At 73.4% G+C, this 18,571-nt stretch carries 16 protein-coding genes and 1 tRNA gene; 8 read left to right on the forward strand and 9 right to left on the reverse strand.

What is annotated here, in order from left to right:
* Position 1: 1 nt before the first annotated feature.
* The 3 genes from ABCQ75_RS09835 to ABCQ75_RS09845 all read right to left on the reverse strand — a co-directional run bounded on the left by ABCQ75_RS09835 (position 2) and on the right by ABCQ75_RS09845 (position 2,183).
* Positions 2 to 832: a hypothetical protein gene (locus ABCQ75_RS09835; RefSeq protein ID WP_345885144.1), complete on the reverse strand. Its 831-nt coding sequence runs from the start codon at positions 830 to 832 to the stop codon at positions 2 to 4.
* Complete coding sequence (locus ABCQ75_RS09840; RefSeq protein ID WP_345885145.1) at positions 829 to 1,419, reverse strand: RNA polymerase sigma factor; 591 nt, start codon at positions 1,417 to 1,419, stop codon at positions 829 to 831. Before ABCQ75_RS09840 ends, ABCQ75_RS09835 begins: the two co-directional genes overlap by 4 nt.
* Positions 1,420 to 1,529: 110 nt before the next feature.
* A complete protein-coding gene (locus ABCQ75_RS09845) occupies positions 1,530 to 2,183 on the reverse strand; it encodes a protein tyrosine phosphatase (protein ID WP_345885146.1) in 654 nt (217 codons plus the stop codon).
* Between the two features lie 232 nt (positions 2,184 to 2,415).
* Between ABCQ75_RS09845 and ABCQ75_RS09850 the strand changes: the two genes are divergently transcribed.
* Positions 2,416 to 3,321, forward strand: coding sequence for a DMT family transporter (locus tag ABCQ75_RS09850; RefSeq protein ID WP_345885147.1), 906 nt, complete (start codon positions 2,416 to 2,418; stop codon positions 3,319 to 3,321).
* On the opposite strand, the gene ABCQ75_RS09855 is transcribed toward ABCQ75_RS09850, so the two are convergent.
* From ABCQ75_RS09855 to ABCQ75_RS09865, 3 genes are all read right to left on the reverse strand, one after another.
* Positions 3,272 to 4,795 carry a sensor histidine kinase gene (locus ABCQ75_RS09855; protein WP_345885150.1) on the reverse strand — a complete coding sequence of 508 codons (1,524 nt, stop codon included), beginning with the start codon at positions 4,793 to 4,795 and terminating at the stop codon, positions 3,272 to 3,274. The two genes, ABCQ75_RS09850 and ABCQ75_RS09855, sit on opposite strands and share 50 nt — an antisense overlap.
* Positions 4,792 to 5,532, reverse strand: coding sequence for a response regulator transcription factor (locus ABCQ75_RS09860; protein WP_345885152.1), 741 nt, complete (start codon positions 5,530 to 5,532; stop codon positions 4,792 to 4,794). Before ABCQ75_RS09860 ends, ABCQ75_RS09855 begins: the two co-directional genes overlap by 4 nt.
* 217 nt (positions 5,533 to 5,749) lie before the next feature.
* A complete protein-coding gene (locus ABCQ75_RS09865; protein WP_345885154.1) occupies positions 5,750 to 6,523 on the reverse strand; it encodes an aggregation-promoting factor C-terminal-like domain-containing protein in 774 nt (257 codons plus the stop codon).
* Between the two features lie 798 nt (positions 6,524 to 7,321).
* Here ABCQ75_RS09865 and ABCQ75_RS09870 point away from each other — a divergent pair.
* Together ABCQ75_RS09870 and ABCQ75_RS09875 are read left to right on the forward strand one after the other, a co-directional pair.
* Positions 7,322 to 8,113, forward strand: a complete 792-nt coding sequence (locus ABCQ75_RS09870) for a winged helix-turn-helix domain-containing protein (protein WP_345885156.1) — start codon at positions 7,322 to 7,324, stop codon at positions 8,111 to 8,113.
* A gap of 125 nt (positions 8,114 to 8,238) precedes the next feature.
* Positions 8,239 to 8,772, forward strand: a complete 534-nt coding sequence (locus ABCQ75_RS09875) for a SixA phosphatase family protein (protein WP_345885157.1) — start codon at positions 8,239 to 8,241, stop codon at positions 8,770 to 8,772.
* Here the strand turns inward: ABCQ75_RS09875 and ABCQ75_RS09880 are convergent.
* The 3 genes from ABCQ75_RS09880 to ABCQ75_RS09890 all read right to left on the reverse strand — a co-directional run bounded on the left by ABCQ75_RS09880 (position 8,735) and on the right by ABCQ75_RS09890 (position 11,174).
* Positions 8,735 to 9,355 carry a hypothetical protein gene (locus ABCQ75_RS09880; protein ID WP_345885159.1) on the reverse strand — a complete coding sequence of 207 codons (621 nt, stop codon included), beginning with the start codon at positions 9,353 to 9,355 and terminating at the stop codon, positions 8,735 to 8,737. The two genes, ABCQ75_RS09875 and ABCQ75_RS09880, sit on opposite strands and share 38 nt — an antisense overlap.
* Before the next feature lie 115 nt (positions 9,356 to 9,470).
* Entirely contained in the window at positions 9,471 to 10,889 is a 1,419-nt protein-coding gene (locus ABCQ75_RS09885) for a dihydrolipoyl dehydrogenase family protein (RefSeq protein ID WP_345885161.1), read from the reverse strand.
* A 208-nt stretch (positions 10,890 to 11,097) separates the two neighbouring features.
* A tRNA-Arg gene (locus ABCQ75_RS09890) sits at positions 11,098 to 11,174 on the reverse strand.
* A gap of 313 nt (positions 11,175 to 11,487) precedes the next feature.
* Between ABCQ75_RS09890 and ABCQ75_RS09895 the strand changes: the two genes are divergently transcribed.
* The 5 genes from ABCQ75_RS09895 (at position 11,488) to ABCQ75_RS09915 (ending at position 18,532) form a co-directional block, all read left to right on the forward strand.
* The gene (locus tag ABCQ75_RS09895; RefSeq protein ID WP_345885162.1) at positions 11,488 to 13,311 is read left to right on the forward strand and encodes a phosphoenolpyruvate carboxykinase (GTP); all 1,824 of its coding nucleotides are present in this window, start codon (positions 11,488 to 11,490) and stop codon (positions 13,309 to 13,311) included.
* A 206-nt stretch (positions 13,312 to 13,517) separates the two neighbouring features.
* Entirely contained in the window at positions 13,518 to 13,688 is a 171-nt protein-coding gene (locus ABCQ75_RS09900; protein ID WP_345885163.1) for a hypothetical protein, read from the forward strand.
* Positions 13,689 to 13,843: 155 nt separating this feature from the next.
* Positions 13,844 to 15,334 (forward strand): MFS transporter, encoded by a 1,491-nt coding sequence (locus tag ABCQ75_RS09905; RefSeq protein WP_345885165.1) that lies wholly within the window; start codon positions 13,844 to 13,846, stop codon positions 15,332 to 15,334.
* Positions 15,303 to 17,948 (forward strand): PEP/pyruvate-binding domain-containing protein, encoded by a 2,646-nt coding sequence (locus ABCQ75_RS09910; protein ID WP_345885166.1) that lies wholly within the window; start codon positions 15,303 to 15,305, stop codon positions 17,946 to 17,948. Before ABCQ75_RS09905 ends, ABCQ75_RS09910 begins: the two co-directional genes overlap by 32 nt.
* A gap of 2 nt (positions 17,949 to 17,950) precedes the next feature.
* Positions 17,951 to 18,532, forward strand: coding sequence for a TetR/AcrR family transcriptional regulator (locus tag ABCQ75_RS09915; protein ID WP_345885167.1), 582 nt, complete (start codon positions 17,951 to 17,953; stop codon positions 18,530 to 18,532).
* Positions 18,533 to 18,571: the final 39 nt, after the last annotated feature.

An 18,571-nucleotide genomic window follows, 5' to 3' on the forward strand; every position in this document is an offset into this window, starting at 1 on the left:
CTCACCGGCCGGTGAGCGGGTCCTCGGGAGGCTCGACGAGCGAGGGCAGGGACGGCACCGGCAGGCTCGGCGGGGTGTCCATAGTTGCAGGAGGCGCGGTCGGGCCCAGCGGGACCTGCGGAGCGGTCGGCACGGGAACGGGCTGGCCGAGGCTGTCGACCGGCGCGGGGGCGGGGGAGCCTACCGCCCCGTCCGTCGCCGAGGGCGAGGGAGCTGGCTGCGGTGCGTCCGTCGTCCCCGGTTCGGGAGCCGTGTACTCCTGGGGTGCTGCGGGCTCTGCGGGGGCCGGGGCCTGCTCGGCCGGGGTTCCCGCGACAGCGCCGAGGATCGTGGTGAGGGACGTGCTGATGCCCTCGCGCAGGCCCGGATCGGCAACGCTCGCCGCGGCAGTCCCCGTGGCGAGGGCGGCGACGACGGCCGCGGCCGCCAGGGGGGCGCGGCGCCGGCGGCGGCGCTCGCGCGCCCGGGCAAGGTCGACGACGTCGCCCGCCTCGCCCGGGTGACGCGCCGGTGGTGCGGTCACGGCAGACGCCGTCTCCACCGGCCCGGAGGCGGCAGCGGCAGTCAGGAGGGCGGCCTCGGCAGCCGCCGCCGCGGACTGGGGCACCGGCGCTGCTGTCGGCACGGCGGCCCGGTCCACATCCTGGGACATGAGGGCCACATCCGGGGACATGAGGGCCCTGAGCGCCCGGCTCGGCGCGACGGGCCCGCTGTGGGCCAGCGCGCGCAGCTCATCGAGCACAGGGCGCATCGACGCGGCGTCGTCGGCATCGCACTCGGCGAGGAACTCGTCGACGACCCTGAGGTCGTCCGGGTCCGGTGTGGCGTTCATGGTGTGCTCAGTTCTGAAGTCAGCGCGTGGGATCTGAGGGCGGTGAGCGCCCGGCGTTGGAGCTGTTTGACGGCCCCGGTGCTCCGCTCCATGATGGCGGCGGTCTGCTCGATCGAGAGGTCCGCGACGATCCGCAGCAGCAGGACCTCGCGGTGGTCGTCTGCGAGCCCGCCCAGGAGCGCGACGACGCCGCTCGCCTCGAGCGCCTCGTCCTCCGGGGTCAGGGGTGCGCGGCGCGGATCCTCGTCGGCCTCGTGGGGCACGAGGTGGGGGGTGCGGGAACGTCGGCGGTGGTGGTCGACGGCGCGGCCGTGGGCGATCGTGAAGGCCAGGGCCTTGGCGCCGTCCAGCCCCCCTGTGAGGCGGGGGCGGGCGCCGGGGCCGCGGTCGCCGTCCTCGGGGGCCATGCGGGTGTAGAGGGCCAGGAAGACGTCATGGGCCGCCGAATCGGGGTCGTCCACTCCGCGGGCGCGGAGGTATCCGCGGACGGACGGCGAGTAGGCCCGGTAGGCCGCGGTGAAGAGCCCAGTGAGGTCGGTGGGCTCGTCGGCGGGGGCGCTCTGCCCGGCCTGAACGTGCGTCGTCAACCCGTGTTCCTCCTTGTGGCCTGTCACCTCCGCGTCGTCACGCGGCAGTCCGGCCGGGATGGTGTGGTGCGCGGGAGCCCGCCGCGGCGGGCTCCCGCGAAGGGTTCAGCCTAGCGGACGCCCTCGGCGAGGCCGGACGGGGCTTCGGTCGGGACGGCCGGCAGGGACGGGGCCGGGGCGCTCGGGAGCGCATCCTCGGCCGGGACAGCCGGGACAGCCGGGGCGTCCGGCGCCTCGACCGAGCCCGTGGCGCTGGCTGCGCCCTGGGCGGCGGCCTCGGCCGTCACATCGGCGCAGTACGCGGCGATGTTGGCCTCGCCCTCGGCAGAGACCGAGAGGCTGCGGTAGGCGGTCGAGTCGGCGTCGAGGCCACCGTTGGCGTGGGCGGTGCAGAGGCCAAGGACGTCCAGGTTCGCCGGGTCCGACCCGTTGCCGACCGCCTTCGAGGCCAGCTCGCGGGCGTCGGCGAGGGCCTGCTCGGCCTCGCCCTTCGCGGCGTCCAGCTGGGACGTGCCCTTGGCCTGCGCGTCGGCGGCGAGCTCCTCGGCCGAGGCCTGAGCCGCCTGGGCCCGGGACTCGCCCTCGGCCTGGGCCTCGGCGACGGCAGGGGCGGGAGCCCCGATGAGGCTGTGGGCCATCTCCTGCGCGGGGGCGGGGAGGGAGCCGGTGTAGGCGGCGGTGCCCACGCCGCCGACGGTGAGGGCGCCGAGCGCGGCAGCGCTCGCAGCGATCTTGCTCGAGGCGAGGACGGTGAACAGCGACATGGAAGCTCCTGGGGTCTGTGGGGACGGTTTCAAGGCGCCATCGCGGCGTCCTTACACGGGGTCAACCGATGCCCCCTGCGGAAAGGTCACGCGGCCCGGAAGAATTCTGCGCGGCCCCCTGGATCCTCTCTGGAGCGGCACGGGGATTCGGTCCAGACCGAATGGTCGCCGGCCCGACCGCCCAGCCCTATCGTGAGTGGGTGGACTCCAGCACTTCTTCCAGGAACTCCGCGTGACCCGGCGCACGTGGGTGCTCTTCATCGCCATGGGCCTCATCTGGGGCACCCCCTACCTCCTCATCCGCGAGGCCGTCCACGAGGTGAGCCCAGCGGTCGTGGTGTTCGCGCGCACGGCGATCGGCGCCGTCGTGCTCCTGCCCTTCGCGTGGCGCGGGATGCGGAAGCTGTGGGAGCACCGGTGGCCCGTCCTCGCGTTCGCGCTCATCGAGATGGTTGGCCCCTGGTTCCTCCTCAGCGACGCCGAGCGGCACATCACGAGCTCGCTGGCCGGGCTGCTCATCGCGTTCGCGCCGGTGCTCGCTCTCCTGACGGCAAGGGTGAGCGGGCTCGAGCGGCGCATCGGCGGGCTGCGGATCCTCGGACTCGTCCTTGCCGTGGCGGGCGTCACAGCCCTCGGCGGGGACGGGATGAGGGCCTCCGGGCCGTGGCCCGTGGCGGAGATGGTCCTCGTGGCGGTCGGCTACGCCGTGGCCCCCCAGATCGCGGCGGTGAAGCTGCGCGAGGTCCCCGCCCTGCCCCTCACGGCGGTGTGCCTGAGCATCGCTGCCGTGGTCTCGGCCCCCTTCGCGGCGGCCACGTGGCCCGCCGATCCGCCCTCGTTCACGGCCACAGGCTCGCTCGTGCTCCTCGGGCTCCTCTGCACGGCCTTCGCGTTCCTCCTCTTCTTCCGGCTCATCGCCGAGGCGGGGCCCGCACGGGCGACGGCGATCGCGTACGTCAATCCCGTCGTCGCCCTCGCGCTGGGGGTCGCCCTGCACGGCGACCCGCTCACCCCGCTGCTGGGGATCGGCGCTGTCCTCGTCCTGGCCGGCGTCGTCCTCGCGACGAGCGGCCGGCGCGAGGCGGCCCTCACCCCGGAAGGCGAACCGCGAATACCGTCTGCCCCGGCCGCGACGTGAGCTCCACGCTCCCGCCGTGGGCCTCGACGATCGCCTCGACGATCGCGAGGCCCAGGCCGGTGGAGCCCTCCCCGGACGTGCCCGAGCGGGCAGCGTCCGCGCGCGCGAATCGCGAGAACACCGTGGTGCGCAGCTCGTCGGGGATCCCCGGCCCCGTGTCCGTGACCGTGATGACCACGCCCCCGCGCGGGTCCCTTCCGGCGGCGGCCGTCACCACCGTCCCCGGCGGGGTGTGCGTGCGGGCGTTCGCAAGCAGGTTCACGAGGACCTGGTGCAGCTTCTGCGCGTCTGCGCGGACCTCGAGCGGCTCGTCCGGCAGCTCGAGCCGCCACACGTGGTCCGGCCCGATCACCTTCTGGTCCGTGACCGTCTCGATGACCAGCTGCGTGACGTCCACCGGGCGCACCGAGAGGGCCTGCCCCTCGTCAAGCCGTGCGAGCGTGAGGAGGTCCTCGACGAGGCGCCCCATCCGCCGGGACTGCGCCTCGACCCGGGCGATCGACTCCGTGCCCTGGGGCGAGAGCGTCTCGGTGAGCCGCACCATGTCGGTGTAGCCGCGGATCGCCGTGAGCGGCGTGCGCAGCTCGTGCGAGGCGTCCGCGACGAACTGCCGTACCCGCTTCTCCGAGGCCTGCCGCGCCTCGAGCGCCCCGGCCACGTTCTCGAGCATCCGGTTCAGCGCGTGCCCCACCTGGCCCACATCGGTCCCGGGGTGCGCGGCCGACGGCGGGACCCTGACCGCGAGGGCGACTTCGCCGGCGTCGAGAGGCAGCTGGGCCACCTGCCCGGCGACGCGCGAGACCTCCTCGAGCGGCGCGAGCGTCCGGCGGATGATCCACGTCCCGACGAGGCCCAGGAGGACGAGCCCCGCGAGGGAGACGAGGAGCGTCGTGGCCACGAGTGAGCCGAGCGTGGCCTGCTGCTGGGCGAGCGGGAGCCCCGTGACGATCGTGTCGCCGTACCCCGTGCGCACGGCGACGAGGCGGTAGTCGCCCACGCTGAGGCGGCGCTCCACCGCAATGAGCCCCCCGTCCTCGTCCGTCAGGCCCGAGCGGGACGCGTCGGCATGCGTGCCGGAGACGGGCACCGAGGCGAGGGTGACGGCGTCGAACGCCTGCAGCTCGAGGCGCTCCCCCTCGGGGGAGATGAGCCCCCCGATCTGGACCACCCCTCCGCTGATGCGCGCATTGAGGGTCCCGGCGCCCTGGCCCCGGGCGTCGAGCGGGTCCATGCGCAGCCCCCCGCCTCCGCCGAACTGGGCGGCGCGATGGCTCGCGGCGGCGAGCTCCGAGTCGAGCTGGCGCGTGAGCACCGAGTCCATCGAGGCGTAGAGCAGCGTCCCGATGATGGAGCTGGCGGTGACGAGCAGGAGCATCGTGGCGAGCACGAGCTTGGTGCGCAGATGCCAGGTGTCCGGATGCCGCCAGCGGCGGGGCCGTGGCGTGCCGACGGCGGCGCCCACAGCCCCGCTCACCCCTCGGCCGGCTTGATGACGTAGCCGGCGCCGCGCACGGTATGGATCATCGGCGGGCGGCCGGCGTCGATCTTCTTGCGCAGGTAGGAGATGTACAGCTCCACGATGTTGGCCTGCCCGCCGAAGTCGTAGCGCCACACGTGGTCCAGGATCTGCGCCTTGCTGACCACCCGCCTGGGGTTCTCCATGAGGTAGCGGAGGAGCTCGAACTGAGTGGCCGTGAGCTGGATGTCCTCGCCGGCGCGGGTCACTTCCCGCGTGTCCGTGTTGAGGACGAGGTCTCCCACCACGAGCTCCGCGTCGTCCTGCGCCGCGACGCCCGAGCGCTGCACGAGGCGGTGGAGGCGCAGCATGACCTCCTCCATGCTGAACGGCTTGGTCACGTAGTCGTCCCCGCCAGCGGCGAGGCCCGTGATGCGGTCCTCGAGCGCGTCCTTCGCCGTGAGGAAGAGCGCAGGCACCCCGGGGAGGAACTGCCGGATCCGAGAGAGGGCCTCCACGCCGTCGAACCCCGGCATCATGACGTCCAGGACGAGGACGTCCGGACGGAAGTCCCGCGCGGCGGCGACGGCGCTCGGGCCGTCGCCCGCGGTCCGGACCGTCCACCCGGCCATGCGCAGGCCCATGCCCATGAGGTCTGCGAGGCTCGGCTCGTCGTCCGCTACGAGGGCGCGGATGGGAGTGCCGTCGGGGCGCGTGATGGCCGGCAGGTCGGAGACGGAGAAGGGGCGTTCCATGGGTCCAAGCCTCCCGGGTGCACTCGTGGCGGGCCTATGGCCCAGCTGTGGGCCAGCTGTGCGGGCAGGCCCGGCTGTGCTGGCAAGCCTAGCGCCGGCGCGTGGCCGGGGGCGGAAGCGCACGACGGCGCCGCCGGCCTCGTGGGGGAGGCGGGCGGCGCCGCGGTGGGTCACCCGGGCGGGCGGCGGGAGCCGCGAGCCCTGGAGGGAGGCCGGCTCAGTACCAGTTGTTGGCGTAGTGGAAGCCGAGCGCGTTCGCCGGCGAGCCGTAGCGCTCCTTGATGTAGTCCAGGCCCCAGTCGATCTGCGTCCGGAAGTTGGTCTGCCAGTCAGCGCCGGCAGAGGCCATCTTGCCCGCGGGGAGGGCCTGGACGATCCCGTAGGCGCCGCTGCTGGGGTTCGTGGCGTCCGTGCGCCACTCGGATTCCTTGGTCCAGAGCGTCTCGAGCGCGCTCATCTGGTCCTGGCCCCAGCCGTAGGCGGCGAGGCGGCTGGCCGCGTAGGCCCTCGCCGCGGCCGGGTCATTGACGGGGCGGGCGGCGGCGGCCTTGGCTTCCGCGGCCTTCTTCGCGGCGGCGGCCTTCTTCGCGGCAGCGGCCTTGGCGGCGGCTGCCTTGGCGGCCTCGGCCTTCTCGGCCTTGGCCTCGCGGGCCGCCTTCATGCGCTCGGCGGCCTCGCGCAGGCTGGCCTGCTCCGCGGCGGTCCGGGCCGCCGCGTTCTCTGCTGTGTTCTCTGCAGGCAGGGCTGCCTGGGCCGTCTCCACTGAGGCAGTCTGGCCGAGGTCGCCGGCGGTCGTCGCGGCGGCGCCGCCGCCGACTGCGACGAGTCCGAGCGACAGTGCCACGACAGCACTGCGGTGGCCGAGGCGGCCGCCGGGGGCCTTCGGGTCCGAGATGGACGCGGCGATGCGGGCGAGGGGGGTGCGGGTGGTTGCAGCTGCACGGCGGCGGCCGTGGGGGCGCGCGGAAGCGCGGAACGTCGACTTGCTCACTGGGGGCCTCTCGGTGGCGCCTGCGGAGTTAGCTGTCGGGTTCGGATGAGAGTCATCCGGCCCCGCCGCTGGGGCGTGGGCTTCACCCCGAGGCCGCACTCGCTGGGGGGTGCGGGGCGGCCGGGTGTGGGGTCCTCCGTCTCTGCCTTGCATGTCCTCCCAGGCTGCCGGCAGAGCTCGGCGGGCACGGCCCGGGGGAGCCCGCAGTGGCGCGGGCATGCATTCCACGGTACCGACCACGGCTCCCTTTGTCACATTTGGGTAACGGCAGATTCGCCCCGCGTGCCTACCGCATGCTCTAGCCCCTGTCCAACGGAAATGGGGGACTGCGGCGTGCTTGTCCAGTGAAGTCCGAATTGTGAGATCGGCGATCTCTCCCGGAGGGTCGGATCAAGAGCGCCTGTCGACCGAATAATCTTCGATAAACGTCCATTCGGTCGGTAAAACCCTGAAAAATGAGGTTCACATCAGCCAGTTATCGAATCGTGAGGTTCATCACAACTCCTTTGCGAATCTCACGATGTGAGACGAATCTGACATTGTTACTTGCCTGTAGGGATTGTTACGGGCCACACTCGGTGTGTGAACAAGGACTCAGCAGCACGTTTCGCTCGAGAACGCGCCGCCGGCTCACCCGCTGGCCGCGCACTGTGCCGCTGTCGAATGTCGAGCTGACTGCACCACCCCAGCAATCGCACGTCCATAGCCCAGCGTCGGGCCCACTTACGCCTTCGCGGGCGCCTGCGCTCCGCATTCGAAGCCGCTGCGGCGGCTAGTCACGAACGAGGTCTGCATCCCATGTCACTTGCATCCGGCTACGTCCACATCTCCGTCCGCAATGCCCAGAAGTCGCAGCAGGGCGCCGCACGCCAGCCCTTCGCGGCCCGTGTAGCGCAGCCGCTGCGCGCCGCCGGTCACGACTACGCGCCCATCACGGCGCCCACGCCGGTGATCGCCCCCTCCGCCGAGCCGGTGCGAGCCGTCCCGGCCGACAATGTGGCCCACGGCTTCGTGCTCTACGTGGGCCTGTCCGAGCAGGAGGCGGCAGCAGCCGGCACGTCGGTCGCGCGCATCGCCCAGGAGGTCCGCGCCTACGCCCAGACCCTCCTCGCCGGCGTCGAGTCCTACGCTGCCGTCGCCGTCGCCCCTGCCGGTGCACCGGGCACCCCGCTGGACGTCGTCCGCTCGACCTTCGGCGATCCCACTGCCTCGGTGCGCCAGCAGCGCCCCGAGCCCCGCCAGCCGGTCGCCCCGCAGGACGCCCGCCCGAGCGGCGTCCTCATCGACCTGGCCCGCCGCGAGGTCCACCTCGACGGCGAGACACTCAATCTGACCTTCAAGGAATTCGAGCTCCTGAACTACCTTGTCGAGAACGGCACCCGGACCGTGAGCCGTGACGAGCTGCTGGACGGGCTCTGGAAGAACGCCGAGGAAGTCCCCAACGAGCGCACCATCGACGTGCACATCCGCCGCCTGCGCTCCAAGCTCGGCCGCCTGGCCAACACCGTCCGCACGGTGCGCGGCCAGGGCTACCGCTTCTACGAGCACCCCGAGGTCGTGGTCTGGGCCGCGCCGGAGTACTCGATCTAGCCCACCCCGCCCGACCCGGCGGCAGCGCTCACAAGGCCGGTGATGCCGACCTGCCCGGACGCCGCCGTAGGCTGTGCCCCCACGCCGCCGTAGGCTGTGCCCCCACGCCGCCGTAGGCTGGGGGAGTGACCCAGCACCACCTCAAGCGCCTCGTCGTCCTCCGCCACGCCAAGGCTGCCTGGCCGCTCGGGGTGGATGACATCGACCGGCCGCTGGCCGAGCGCGGGCACGCTGACGCGCCGGCGGCGGGCGCGTGGCTCGCCAAGCACGGCGTGGTGCCGGACTTCATCCTCTGCTCCGTGGCGCTCCGCACGCGGCAGACCTGCACGTGGGTGTGCGAGCAGCTCGGCGACAAGGCGCCCACGCCCAAGCTCGAGACCGGCCTCTACGCCGCGAGCGCCGCGCGGATGCTCTCCGTGGTCAACCATGTGCCGGAGACCGTGCGCACCCTGCTCGTGATCGCCCACATGCCCGGCGTGCAGGACCTCGTCCTCCGCCTGGCCTCCCGCGACTCCGACCAGGACGCCTACATGGACGCGGCGAGCCACTTCCCGACGGCGGGCCTCGCTGTCCTCGAGGTCGAGGGACCCTGGGCCGAGCTGGACGGCCAGGACGCCCGCCTCACCCGCTTCGCCGTGCCCCGCGGGAAGCGGCACTGACCGGGGCGTTCGCCCGCGTGCGCGCCGGGGCGGCCGCCGCAGTGCCCTGCCGGGACGCGCGCGGGGCCACCCCCGTCCTGGGGCGCGGCGCGGCAGCGCTCTTGGGACCCGGTGCCCTGGCGGCTCTGGCCCGCGGCGCGCGCGGGGCGCGGGACGGGGTGCTGCGCAGGGCCCGCTGCTCCGGCCACACCGCGCCGGCGAACAGCACCGCGAGCGTGAGGCACACGGCGAGGACTGATCCGAGGAAGTAGGGATCGGCGTCCCGCGTCGAGACGGTCGCGACTGCCTCGGGGCTCTGGTCCCATGCAATGCCGAGGACCCGGAGGAACGCGAGCCCGGCGCCCAGCGCGAGCGCCGTGCCCGCCGCTGCAGTCCCAGCCGCGACGTAGCGCCTCATGGCCAGGACCGCGTAGAGCGAGCACGCCACGAACACCCCGGCGGAGACCAGCGTGAGCGTGGCGGATCCGGCATCCAGGGTCAGGAACGTGACGAATCCCAGGATGGCGGTCGCTCCCGCGCTCCAGAGGGAGGCGCGGGCGCTGGGGCGCAGCGGGCGGAAGCGGGGACGGGGCGGGGCAGCCATGGCTCAAGTGTGGCAGGGCAGTCCGACGTTTCTGTGCTGCACGTCGCGTGCCTCCCGCACGGCATCACGGAGCCGGCGTCGCCGAAGGCTCCCGAGGACGCCCACCGCAGGGCGCCTAGAGGCCGTAGGCCTCGAGCAGCCGCAACCACACCTCGGAGAGGGTGGGGAACGCCGGGACCGCATGCCACAGCCGGTCCAAGGGCACCTCGCCCGCAATCGCGATCGTGGCGGCGTGCAGGAGCTCGGCGACGTCCGGTCCCGCGAAGCACGCGCCCACAATGGTCCGCGTGTCCTCGTCCACGAGGATCTGCGCCCAGCCCTCGTAGTCCTCCCCGTGGAGGGAGGCGGCCGCGACATTGATGGGCAGGGCCACGGCACGCACGCGCAGCCCGGCCTCCCACGCCTCCACCTCGGTCATCCCCACGCGGGCCAGTTCCGGGTCGGTGAACACCGCCTGCGGGACGGCCAGGATGTCCGCGGTGCGGGCCCATGCGCTCCACGCGGCAGGGGTCTCCGCGGCACCGAGCTCGCCACGGGCGCGGGCCACGATCGCATCGCCGGTGATGCGCGCCTGGTACTTGCCCTGATGCGTGAGCTTCGGGCCGCCTGCGCAGTCGCCTACCGCGTACAGCCAGGAGAGCCCGTTCACGCGTCCGGTCGTGTCGGCCCGCAGGGAGACGGGCTCGATCCCGAACGCCGGCAGCCCGAGCCCGTCGAGCGCGGGGCGCCGGCCCGTCGCGACGAGCAGGCGCGCCGCCTCGAGCGTGCGGCCGCCGTCCAGCGTGAGCCGCACCCCGCCGTCGTCCGCCGCCTCCACGAGCTCCGCCGAGGCGCCCTCGAGGACCTCGACGCCGTCCGCCGCCAGCCCGGCGGCCACGAGCGCGCGGGCGTCCTCGGGGAAAGCAGGCAGGAGGGGGCCGCGGGCCACGACGGTGACCGCGGTGCCGAGGCGCGCGAAGGCCTGGGCGAGCTCGGTGCCGGCCACACCGCCGCCGAGCACGACCAGGCTCACGGGGACCTCGCGCGCGCTCGTCGCGTCCGCGGTGGTCCAGAAGGAGACGTCCGGCAGGCCCGCGAGCTTCGGCAGCGCCGGCACCGAACCGGTGGCGAGCACGACGGCGGTCCGCGCGGTGAGGTTCGAGGAGGCGCCCTCCGCCGTGGTCACCACGATCCCGCGGGAGCCTGAGAGCCGGGCGCGGCCCCGGACGAGCGTGATGCCGGCCTGGTCGGCCCATTCGGCCTGGGCGGTGTCATCCCAGTGGCCTGCGGCCTGGTCACGGCGGGCGAGGACGGCGCTGACGTCGAGGGAGCCCGTGACGGCCTCGCGTGCTCCGGGCACGGTCCGGGCCGCGCGGAGGGCGGTGCCGGGGCGGAGGAGCGCCTTGGACGGCTGGCAGGCCCAGTAGGAGCACGCGCCGCCCACGAGGCCGCTTTCCACGATGGCCGCCGTGAGGCCGCCCTTGACCGCGCGCTCCGCGGCGTTCTCGCCCGCGGCGCCGCCGCCGATCACAATGACGTCAAAGTCGCTGTCCACCCCACGATGCTAGACGACGCGCGGAAGGCCCTCGGACGGGTGGACCCGGGGCCTCGGCGGCCTGGCGGTGGGACGGCTGGGCAGGTGCAGGACCACGAGCTCACGGGGATAGGGGCGGCCCGAGCCCCGCGAGCCAGCGCGTGGCTGCAGGCGCCACGAAGCGGGCCCACGACGAAGGGCCCGGTCTTCCGACCGGGCCCTTCGTGGGTGGTGCGCCCAAAGGGATTCGAACCCCTGACCTTCTGTTCCGTAGACAGACGCTCTATCCAGCTGAGCTATGGGCGCTTGCCAGGCCTTCCGAGGCGTTCCCGCCCCGCTCGGCCTCGAATAACTTTACGCGAACTCAAGCCCAGTTCCAAATCGGCCTCCTCGCGAGCTCCGGCCCCGTTCCTGGGGCGTCAGGCGTCATCTTTCGACCGGCGAACTAGACCGGTCTATGTGACCTTGGTCACTCAAAGTCGCGTTTTAGTCACAGATCGGCCCAAAAACCCGGGTTTATGAGATGGATGCTCTCATCTCAAGGGGAAAAGGTCCTCAGTGGTCCAGACCACCTTCCCTAGCATGGAATGACACGCCGACCCGATCGAAGGAGTATGACATGGGCGATACTCGTCTGCCGCTGCTTGCGGAAGCCCCCACCACGTACGAGCCGCTGCTCTCCTGGGTCGAGGAAGTTGCCGAGCTGACCAAGCCCGAGCGAATCCACTGGGTCAACGGTTCGGAGGCGGAGTACCGCACGCTGACCGACGAGCTCGTCGCCGCCGGCACCCTCACGCGCCTCAACCCGGAGCTCTTCCCGAACTCCTTCGCCGCGTTCTCCGACCCGGCCGATGTGGCCCGCGTCGAGGAACAGACCTTCATCTGCTCGGAGAACGAGCGGGATGCAGGCTTCACCAACAACTGGATGGAGCCGGCGACCATGAAGGGCAAGCTCGCCGAGCTCTTCGACGGCTCCATGCGCGGGCGCACCATGTACGTGATCCCCTTCGTCATGGGGCACCTTGACGCCGAGGACCCCAAGTTCGGCGTCGAGATCACCGACTCCGCGTACGTCGTCGCCTCGATGCGCGTCATGGCCCGCATCGGCACTGATGTGCTGGAGAGGATCGAGGAGACGGGCGCCTTCTTCGTGCCCGCCCTCCACTCCGTGGGCGCCCCGCTCGAGCCCGGCCAGGAGGACGTGCCGTGGCCGTGCAACCCGGAGAAGTGGATTGTGCACTTCCCCGAGGAGCGCTCCATCGTCTCCTACGGCTCGGGCTACGGCGGCAACGCCCTGCTCGGGAAGAAGTGCTACGCCCTGCGCATCGCGTCCGTCATGGCGCGAGACGAGGGGTGGCTCGCCGAGCACATGCTCATCCTCAAGCTCACGAGCCCGGAGAACAGGGTCTACAACGTCGCGGCGGCCTTCCCGTCCGCGTGCGGCAAGACCAACCTCGCGCTTCTGGACCCGACGATCGAGGGCTGGAAGGTCGAGACCCTCGGCGACGACATCACGTGGATGCGCTTCGGCAAGGACGGCGAGCTCCGTGCCGTCAACCCCGAGGCGGGCCTCTTCGGCGTCGCACCGGGCACGGGCTGGGGCACCAACCCGAACGCGATGCGCGCCATCGCCAAGGGCAACAGCATCTTCACGAACGTCGCGCTCACCGACGACGGCGGCGTGTGGTGGGAGGGCATGACCGAGGAGGTCCCCACCCACCTCACCGACTGGCAGGGCAACGACTGGACGCCCGATTCCGGCCGCCCGGCCGCGCACCCGAACTCGCGCTTCTGCACGCCGATCGACCAGATCGACATGCTCGCCCCCGAGTACTTCGCGCCGGAGGGCGTCGAGGTGCACGCGATCCTCTTCGGCGGCCGCCGCAAGACCACGATCCCGCTGGTCACCCAGTCCCGCGACTGGGCCCAGGGCATCTTCTACGGCGCCACGCTCTCCTCCGAGACCACGGCGGCGGCCGCCGGTGCGGTCGGCGTGGTGCGGCGCGACCCGATGGCCATGCTCCCCTTCATCGGCTACGACGCCGGGGACTACCTCAACCACTGGGTCCGGGTCTCGGCGAAGGCCAACCCGGCCCGACTGCCCAAGATCTTCCTCGTGAACTGGTTCCGCCGCACGCGCGAGGGCGGCTTCGCCTGGCCCGGCTTCGGGGACAACGCCCGCGTCCTCAAGTGGGCGATCGAGCGGATCGAGGGCGCCGCGGACGCCGTCGAGACGCCGATCGGGTTCGTCCCGACGCCGGCGAGCCTCGACCTCACCGGGCTCGGGATGACCGAGGACGAGGTCCAGGAGGCCGTCCGCTTCGATGCGGAGGAGTGGAAGGCAGAGGTCCCGGGCCTCGAGGAGTGGTTCGAGCGCTTCGGCGGATCGCTGCCCGAGAGCCTCACGGCGGAGCTCGAGAGCCTCAAGTCGCGCCTCGCCTGAGTTATCTGGGTGTTTGGGTCCGTTTCCGCAGGGGTAAGGGACACCACAGCTGGTTGAAGAGGTCCGTAGCCTCGGGGGAACCTGCGGGGTGGGCCAACGGTCAGTGAGGCATGGTTCAAGAGTCCGGACTGTGCCGGTGCGGTACCCCCCGGCCTTGGCTGCCCGGTGCTGCATGGTCTCGGAAACCGAACAAGGAGGAGAGCATCATGCGATCGATCCTGACGGCCGTTTTCGCGGCCGGACTCACCTTCGGAGCCGCTGCTGCGGCCGCACCCGCCTTCGCCGAGCCCCCGGGCCCGGGCGACCAGCAGTGCGTGCCGGGCCAGAACGGCAACCCGCACCCCGGCTTCAAGGCCGGTGTCTGCGGCAAGAAGTAGCAGCTCCGAACGACGGCGGCGTCCCCGGCTGGGTGGGGGCGCCGCCGTCGTGCTGTGCCCGCGGCCGCGAGCGCCGGGCGGGCAGACCGGCACGTGGGAGAAATCAGCCTTTAGAGCACATTGAGTTCTCTAAAACCTGCGCGTAGCGTGGTTGCATGGAGGGAGGCCAGCCCATTCCGCCGGCCGTCCGGCGGGCGCTGCCGGCGCTGCTGCTCGTCATGTTCCTGGGCGCGGTGGACCAGACCGCCATGTCCGCGGCCCTGCCCAGCGTGGCAGGGGACCTCGGCGGTCCCGAGCACATGCCCGCCATCGTCGCCGCCTACCTCGTCGCCGCCACCGTCGCCATGCCGGCGGCCGGAATCCTCGGAGACAGGCTGGGCCACCGACGGGTCCTCGCGGGCGGGGTGCTCGTGTTCCTGGCCGGCGCCGTCGTGTGCGCAGCCGCTGGCCAGCTCTGGACCCTCATCGCCGCACGCTCCGTCCAGGGCGTCGGGGGCGGCGTGCTCATGATCGGGGCGCAGGCCGTCATCGGCGAGCTCGTGAGCCCGCGCGAGCGCGGCCGCTACCTCGCCGTCATCGGCGTGGCCTTCATGGCGGCGGCCGTCACGGGACCCGTGCTCGGCGGGGCAATCGTGGACGCGGCCTCGTGGCGCTGGATCTTCGTCGGCTACGTCCCCCTCGCGGTGCTCGCGTTCGTCGCGGTCCTCCGCGGGATCCGCCTCCCGCCCGTGCTGCGCGGCAGGAAGGGATTCCCGTGGGAGCTCGTGCGGGACAGGTCGTTCTCCCTCGCTGTCGCGATGAGCTTCCTCGTGGGCTTCGCGATGTTCTCCGTGATCGCGTACGTGCCCGCGTACCTCCAGATAGCCCTCGGCCTGTCCGCAACGCAGTCCGGCGCGGTCCTCGTGCTCCTGGTCGCCGCGCTGCTGACGACGGCGGTCGGCTCGGGAGTGCTCATCGCGCGCACCGGGCGCTACCGGGTGTTCCCCCGGATCGGGACGCTCACCGCGGGCGGGGGGCTCGCCCTGATCGCGGTGGCCGGGACAGGCGGCGGGCTCGCGGCGGCCCTCGGCGGGCTCGTGCTCGTGGGGCTCGGGATCGGGTTCACGATGCAGGTCCTCGTCATGATCGGCCAGAATGCCGCGACCCGCGAGACCCTCGGTGTCGCGACATCCGCGGTCGCGTTCGTGCGGCAGGTGGGCGCGGCGGCCGGCGTGGCACTGGTCGGTGCCGCGGTCACGGCGGGATTCAGGGCCCGGCTCCCGGCCGAGGCCGCCGCAGTCCTCGGGGACCGGTCCGGGGCCCTCGGCCCGGCGGCGATCGCCGGGCTCCCGCGGGGCGCCGCCGCGGACGTCGCCGCAGCCTACGGCGGAGCGCTCACCTCCGTCCTGCTCCTGCCCGCGGTCCTCTTGGGCCTCGCGGCCGTCCTGGCACTCCTGCTGCCCGACCGGCCCCTGCGCACCGAGGCCTTCGCTGATGGCGGCACGGGCGAGAGCGCCCAGCCGGGAAGCGCCCAGCCCGAGAACCCCGTGCCCGAGAACACCGAGCCCCAGAACACCGCACCGGAGAACACCGGATTCAGCGGCACCGCCCCCGAGACCACCCAGCGAGGACACCATGGACAAAGCCCCTCCGACGACCGCCCCTGATGCGCCGGGCCCCGGCACCGTCGTGCCGCTGACTGTCCCGCTCACGCGGCTGGGCGCGGGAGACCGCGCCCTCGCGGGCGGGAAGGGCGCCAATCTCGGCGAGCTCGTGCGCGGAGGATTCCCCGTGCCGGCCGGATTCGTCGTCACGACCGCCGCGTACGAGGCCCACACGGCCGCTGTCCCCGGGGTCCAGTCCGCGCCCGCCGAGCGCCGCAGGGCCCTCGTCGAGGCGGCGCCCCTGCCCGAGCGCGTCGCCCTCGCGATCGCCTCGGCCTACCGCGAGCTGGGCGCCGGCCCAGTGGCGGTGCGCTCGAGCGCGACGGCGGAGGACCTCGCCGGCGCTGCCTTCGCCGGCCAGCAGGACACCTTCCTCAACGTCATCGGCGAGGCCGGGGTCCTCGACGCCGTCCGGCGCTGCTGGGGCTCCCTGTGGACCGAGCGGGCGGTCGCCTACCGCGCCCGGGTCGGGGTGGACCCTGCGGGGGTGGGCATCGCCGTGGTCGTCCAGCGGCTCGTTCCCGCGGACGTCGCGGGGGTCATGTTCAGCGCCAACCCGGTCACGGGGGAGCGCTCCGAGGTCGTCGTGGACGCCGGGAGCGGGCTGGGCGAGGCGGTCGTCTCGGGCCTCGTGACGCCCGAGCACATCGTGCTCGACCGGCACGGCCGTGTCCGGTCCCGCACCGCATCCGGGGGAGAGGCCGTGGTGGGCCCCGCCGCGGGAGGAGGCACCGTCGTCGTACGCCGGGACGCGGAGGAGGCGGAGGAGACGGACGACGCCGGGAGCCCGCCCGCCGCGCCCAGCCCCACCGCCGCGCCCAGCCCCACCGCCGCGCCCGGCCCGACGCGCGCGCCCAGCCCCACCGGCGCGTCCGGCCCGACGCGCACGCCCCTCCTCACGGAGGCACAGCTCAGCGGGCTCGCGGCGCTCGCCCGGCGTGCACAGGACCACTTCGGCCGGCCCCAGGACCTCGAGTGGGCGATCGCGGACGGCGCCGTCTGGCTCGTCCAGTCGCGCCCCCTCACGGGCCTCGGCCCCCAGCCTCCGCGCCTGATCCCGTTCCAGCGGCTCGTGGGCCCATTCTTCCTCGAGATGTTCCAGGAGCGCCCCTACCCGCTCGACGTCTCGGGGTGGATCGAGAAGGGCATCGAGGCGATGCTCCGCCGCATGGCCGGAAGCCTCGGAGTCCGGTTCCCGTCCATGGCGGAGGTTCTCCCCGAGGAGGATGGGGTCGTGGTCCAGCTCGTGCCCCCGGTGCCGCGGCCCACGTGGCGCGTCCTCGGTGCGCCCCTCTCGGTGGCGCGCAGGGTGCGGCGCTATGACGTGCGGCGCTGGAGGGAGGATCCGCGCTTCGCGGCGTTCCTCGAGGAGATCCGCCGGCTCGAGGCCACGGACCTCGCATCCCTGCCGTGGAGCGGGGTGGTCGCGACGGTCCACGGGGCCTTCGAGGCGCTGGCGCGCGTCACGGACCTGCGCGTCTCCTACCTGCCCGGGGCCTTCCTCCCGCAGGGCCGGCTGCGGCTCATGCTCGCCCTGCTCGGCCGCGCGCGGCTCGGATCGGCGCTCGTGGCCGGCGCGGAGACCCGCACGAGCCACGCCAACGCGGCCCTCGAGCGGCTCGCCTCCCTCTCCGAGGGCGACCCCGAGCTCGCGCGGGCAGTCGACGCCGGGACGCCGGCCGAGGCGCTCGCCCGGATCCGGGCGGACGGCCGGTTCGCGGACTTCGCCGGGCAGCTCGACGCGTTCCTGGCCGAGTACGGGAACCGCGAGACCGTGAGCGTGCTCCTCAGCAGCGCGCCCACGTGGCGCGACGCCCCCGAGACGGTCCTCGGGATCATCCGCTCCCTGCGCGGGCGCCGCCCCGAGCCCGCGGACCAGACCGGCGCCGCCCTCGCCGAGCTCCTCGCCCACCCGCTGCTGCGCTCCGGGCCGCTCCGCCGCGCGGCCGTCGAGGCGGTGGAGGGCGCGCGTGCGGGGATGGGGTTCCGCGAGGACTCGCATTTCTACGCGACGAAGGCCCTCCCGCCCCTGCGTGCGGCGCTGAACGAGCTCGGGCGCCGGCTCGCGGAAGCTGGGGTCCTCGACGCCGCCGAGGACGTGTGGCACCTGCGGCTCGACGAGCTCGCCGCCGTGCCGGATGCGCCGCCCGACGGCGGGGCGCTGCCCGCGTGGGTGGGAGAGCGGTACCGTCCGCTCGTCGAGGCCAGGGCGGCGAAGCGCCGGAGCCTCGAGGGCGTGCCGCTGCTCGCGCCCGAGCTCCTCTTCCCGCACCGGCGCGAGGAGGACGGCGCCCTGCTCACGGGAACCCCCGCGAGCAGGGGGACGGCCGCCGGGCGGGTGCGCGTGGTCCGCGGCCCCGCCGACTTCGGCACGCTGCGCGCGGGCGAGGTGCTCGTGTGCCCCTACACGAACCCGTCCTGGACGCCGCTCTTCCAGCGCGCGGCCGCCGTGGTGGTGGACACCGGTGGCGTGGGGTCCCACGCAGCCATCGTCGCGCGCGAGTACGGCATCCCGGCCGTCATGGGGACAGTGCGCGGCACCTCTGTGCTCCGCGATGGGCAGGAGGTCCTGGTGGACGGGGCCGCCGGGACCGTGCGTGCGGGGGGTGGAGCGTGACCGTGGACCACCGCAGCCTTCCCCGCCGCCGCGGCGAGGCCCTGAACCGGGCCATCTTCGAGGCCGTGCTCGCTCTCGTCGAGGAGGACGGCTATGCGGGACTGACCATGGAGCGGGTCGCCGCGCGGGCGCGCACCGGGAAGGCGAGCCTCTACCGGCGCTGGGACGGGGTGCCCGCACTCGCCATGGACGCTGTCCGGGACGCCATGCCGGGCCCCGGCGCGATCCCCGACCGCGGGTCCCTGCGCGAGGACGCGCTCGCGGTCCTGGGCCTCGCAGCAGAGCAGCTCCGAGGACCGGTCGGGGCCGCGCTGCGCGGCGTCCTCGGCGAGGCCCTGCGGGACCCCGACCCGGACCGGATCGCCGCGCTCAGCCGCGGGAGCGCGCTCGCGATGATGCGCACGGTCGCCGAGCGGGCCGCGGCGCGGGGCGAATGCCCGGCGTCGTGCCTCACCGAGACCAGGCTCGAGGCGGGGCCTGCGGTCATGAGGCAGCGGTTCCTGCTCGGCGCGGGCGGGCTGGATGCCGCGTTCCTCGAAGCGATCGTGGACGAGGTCGTGGTGCCGCTCCTCACGAGGCCCTGAACCTCGCCGCCGTTGCCTGGTGCGGGGAATACCTGCGTG

It is taken from the genome of Sinomonas halotolerans, from assembly GCF_039615075.1.
In the GTDB taxonomy this organism is placed as follows: domain Bacteria; phylum Actinomycetota; class Actinomycetes; order Actinomycetales; family Micrococcaceae; genus Sinomonas; species Sinomonas halotolerans.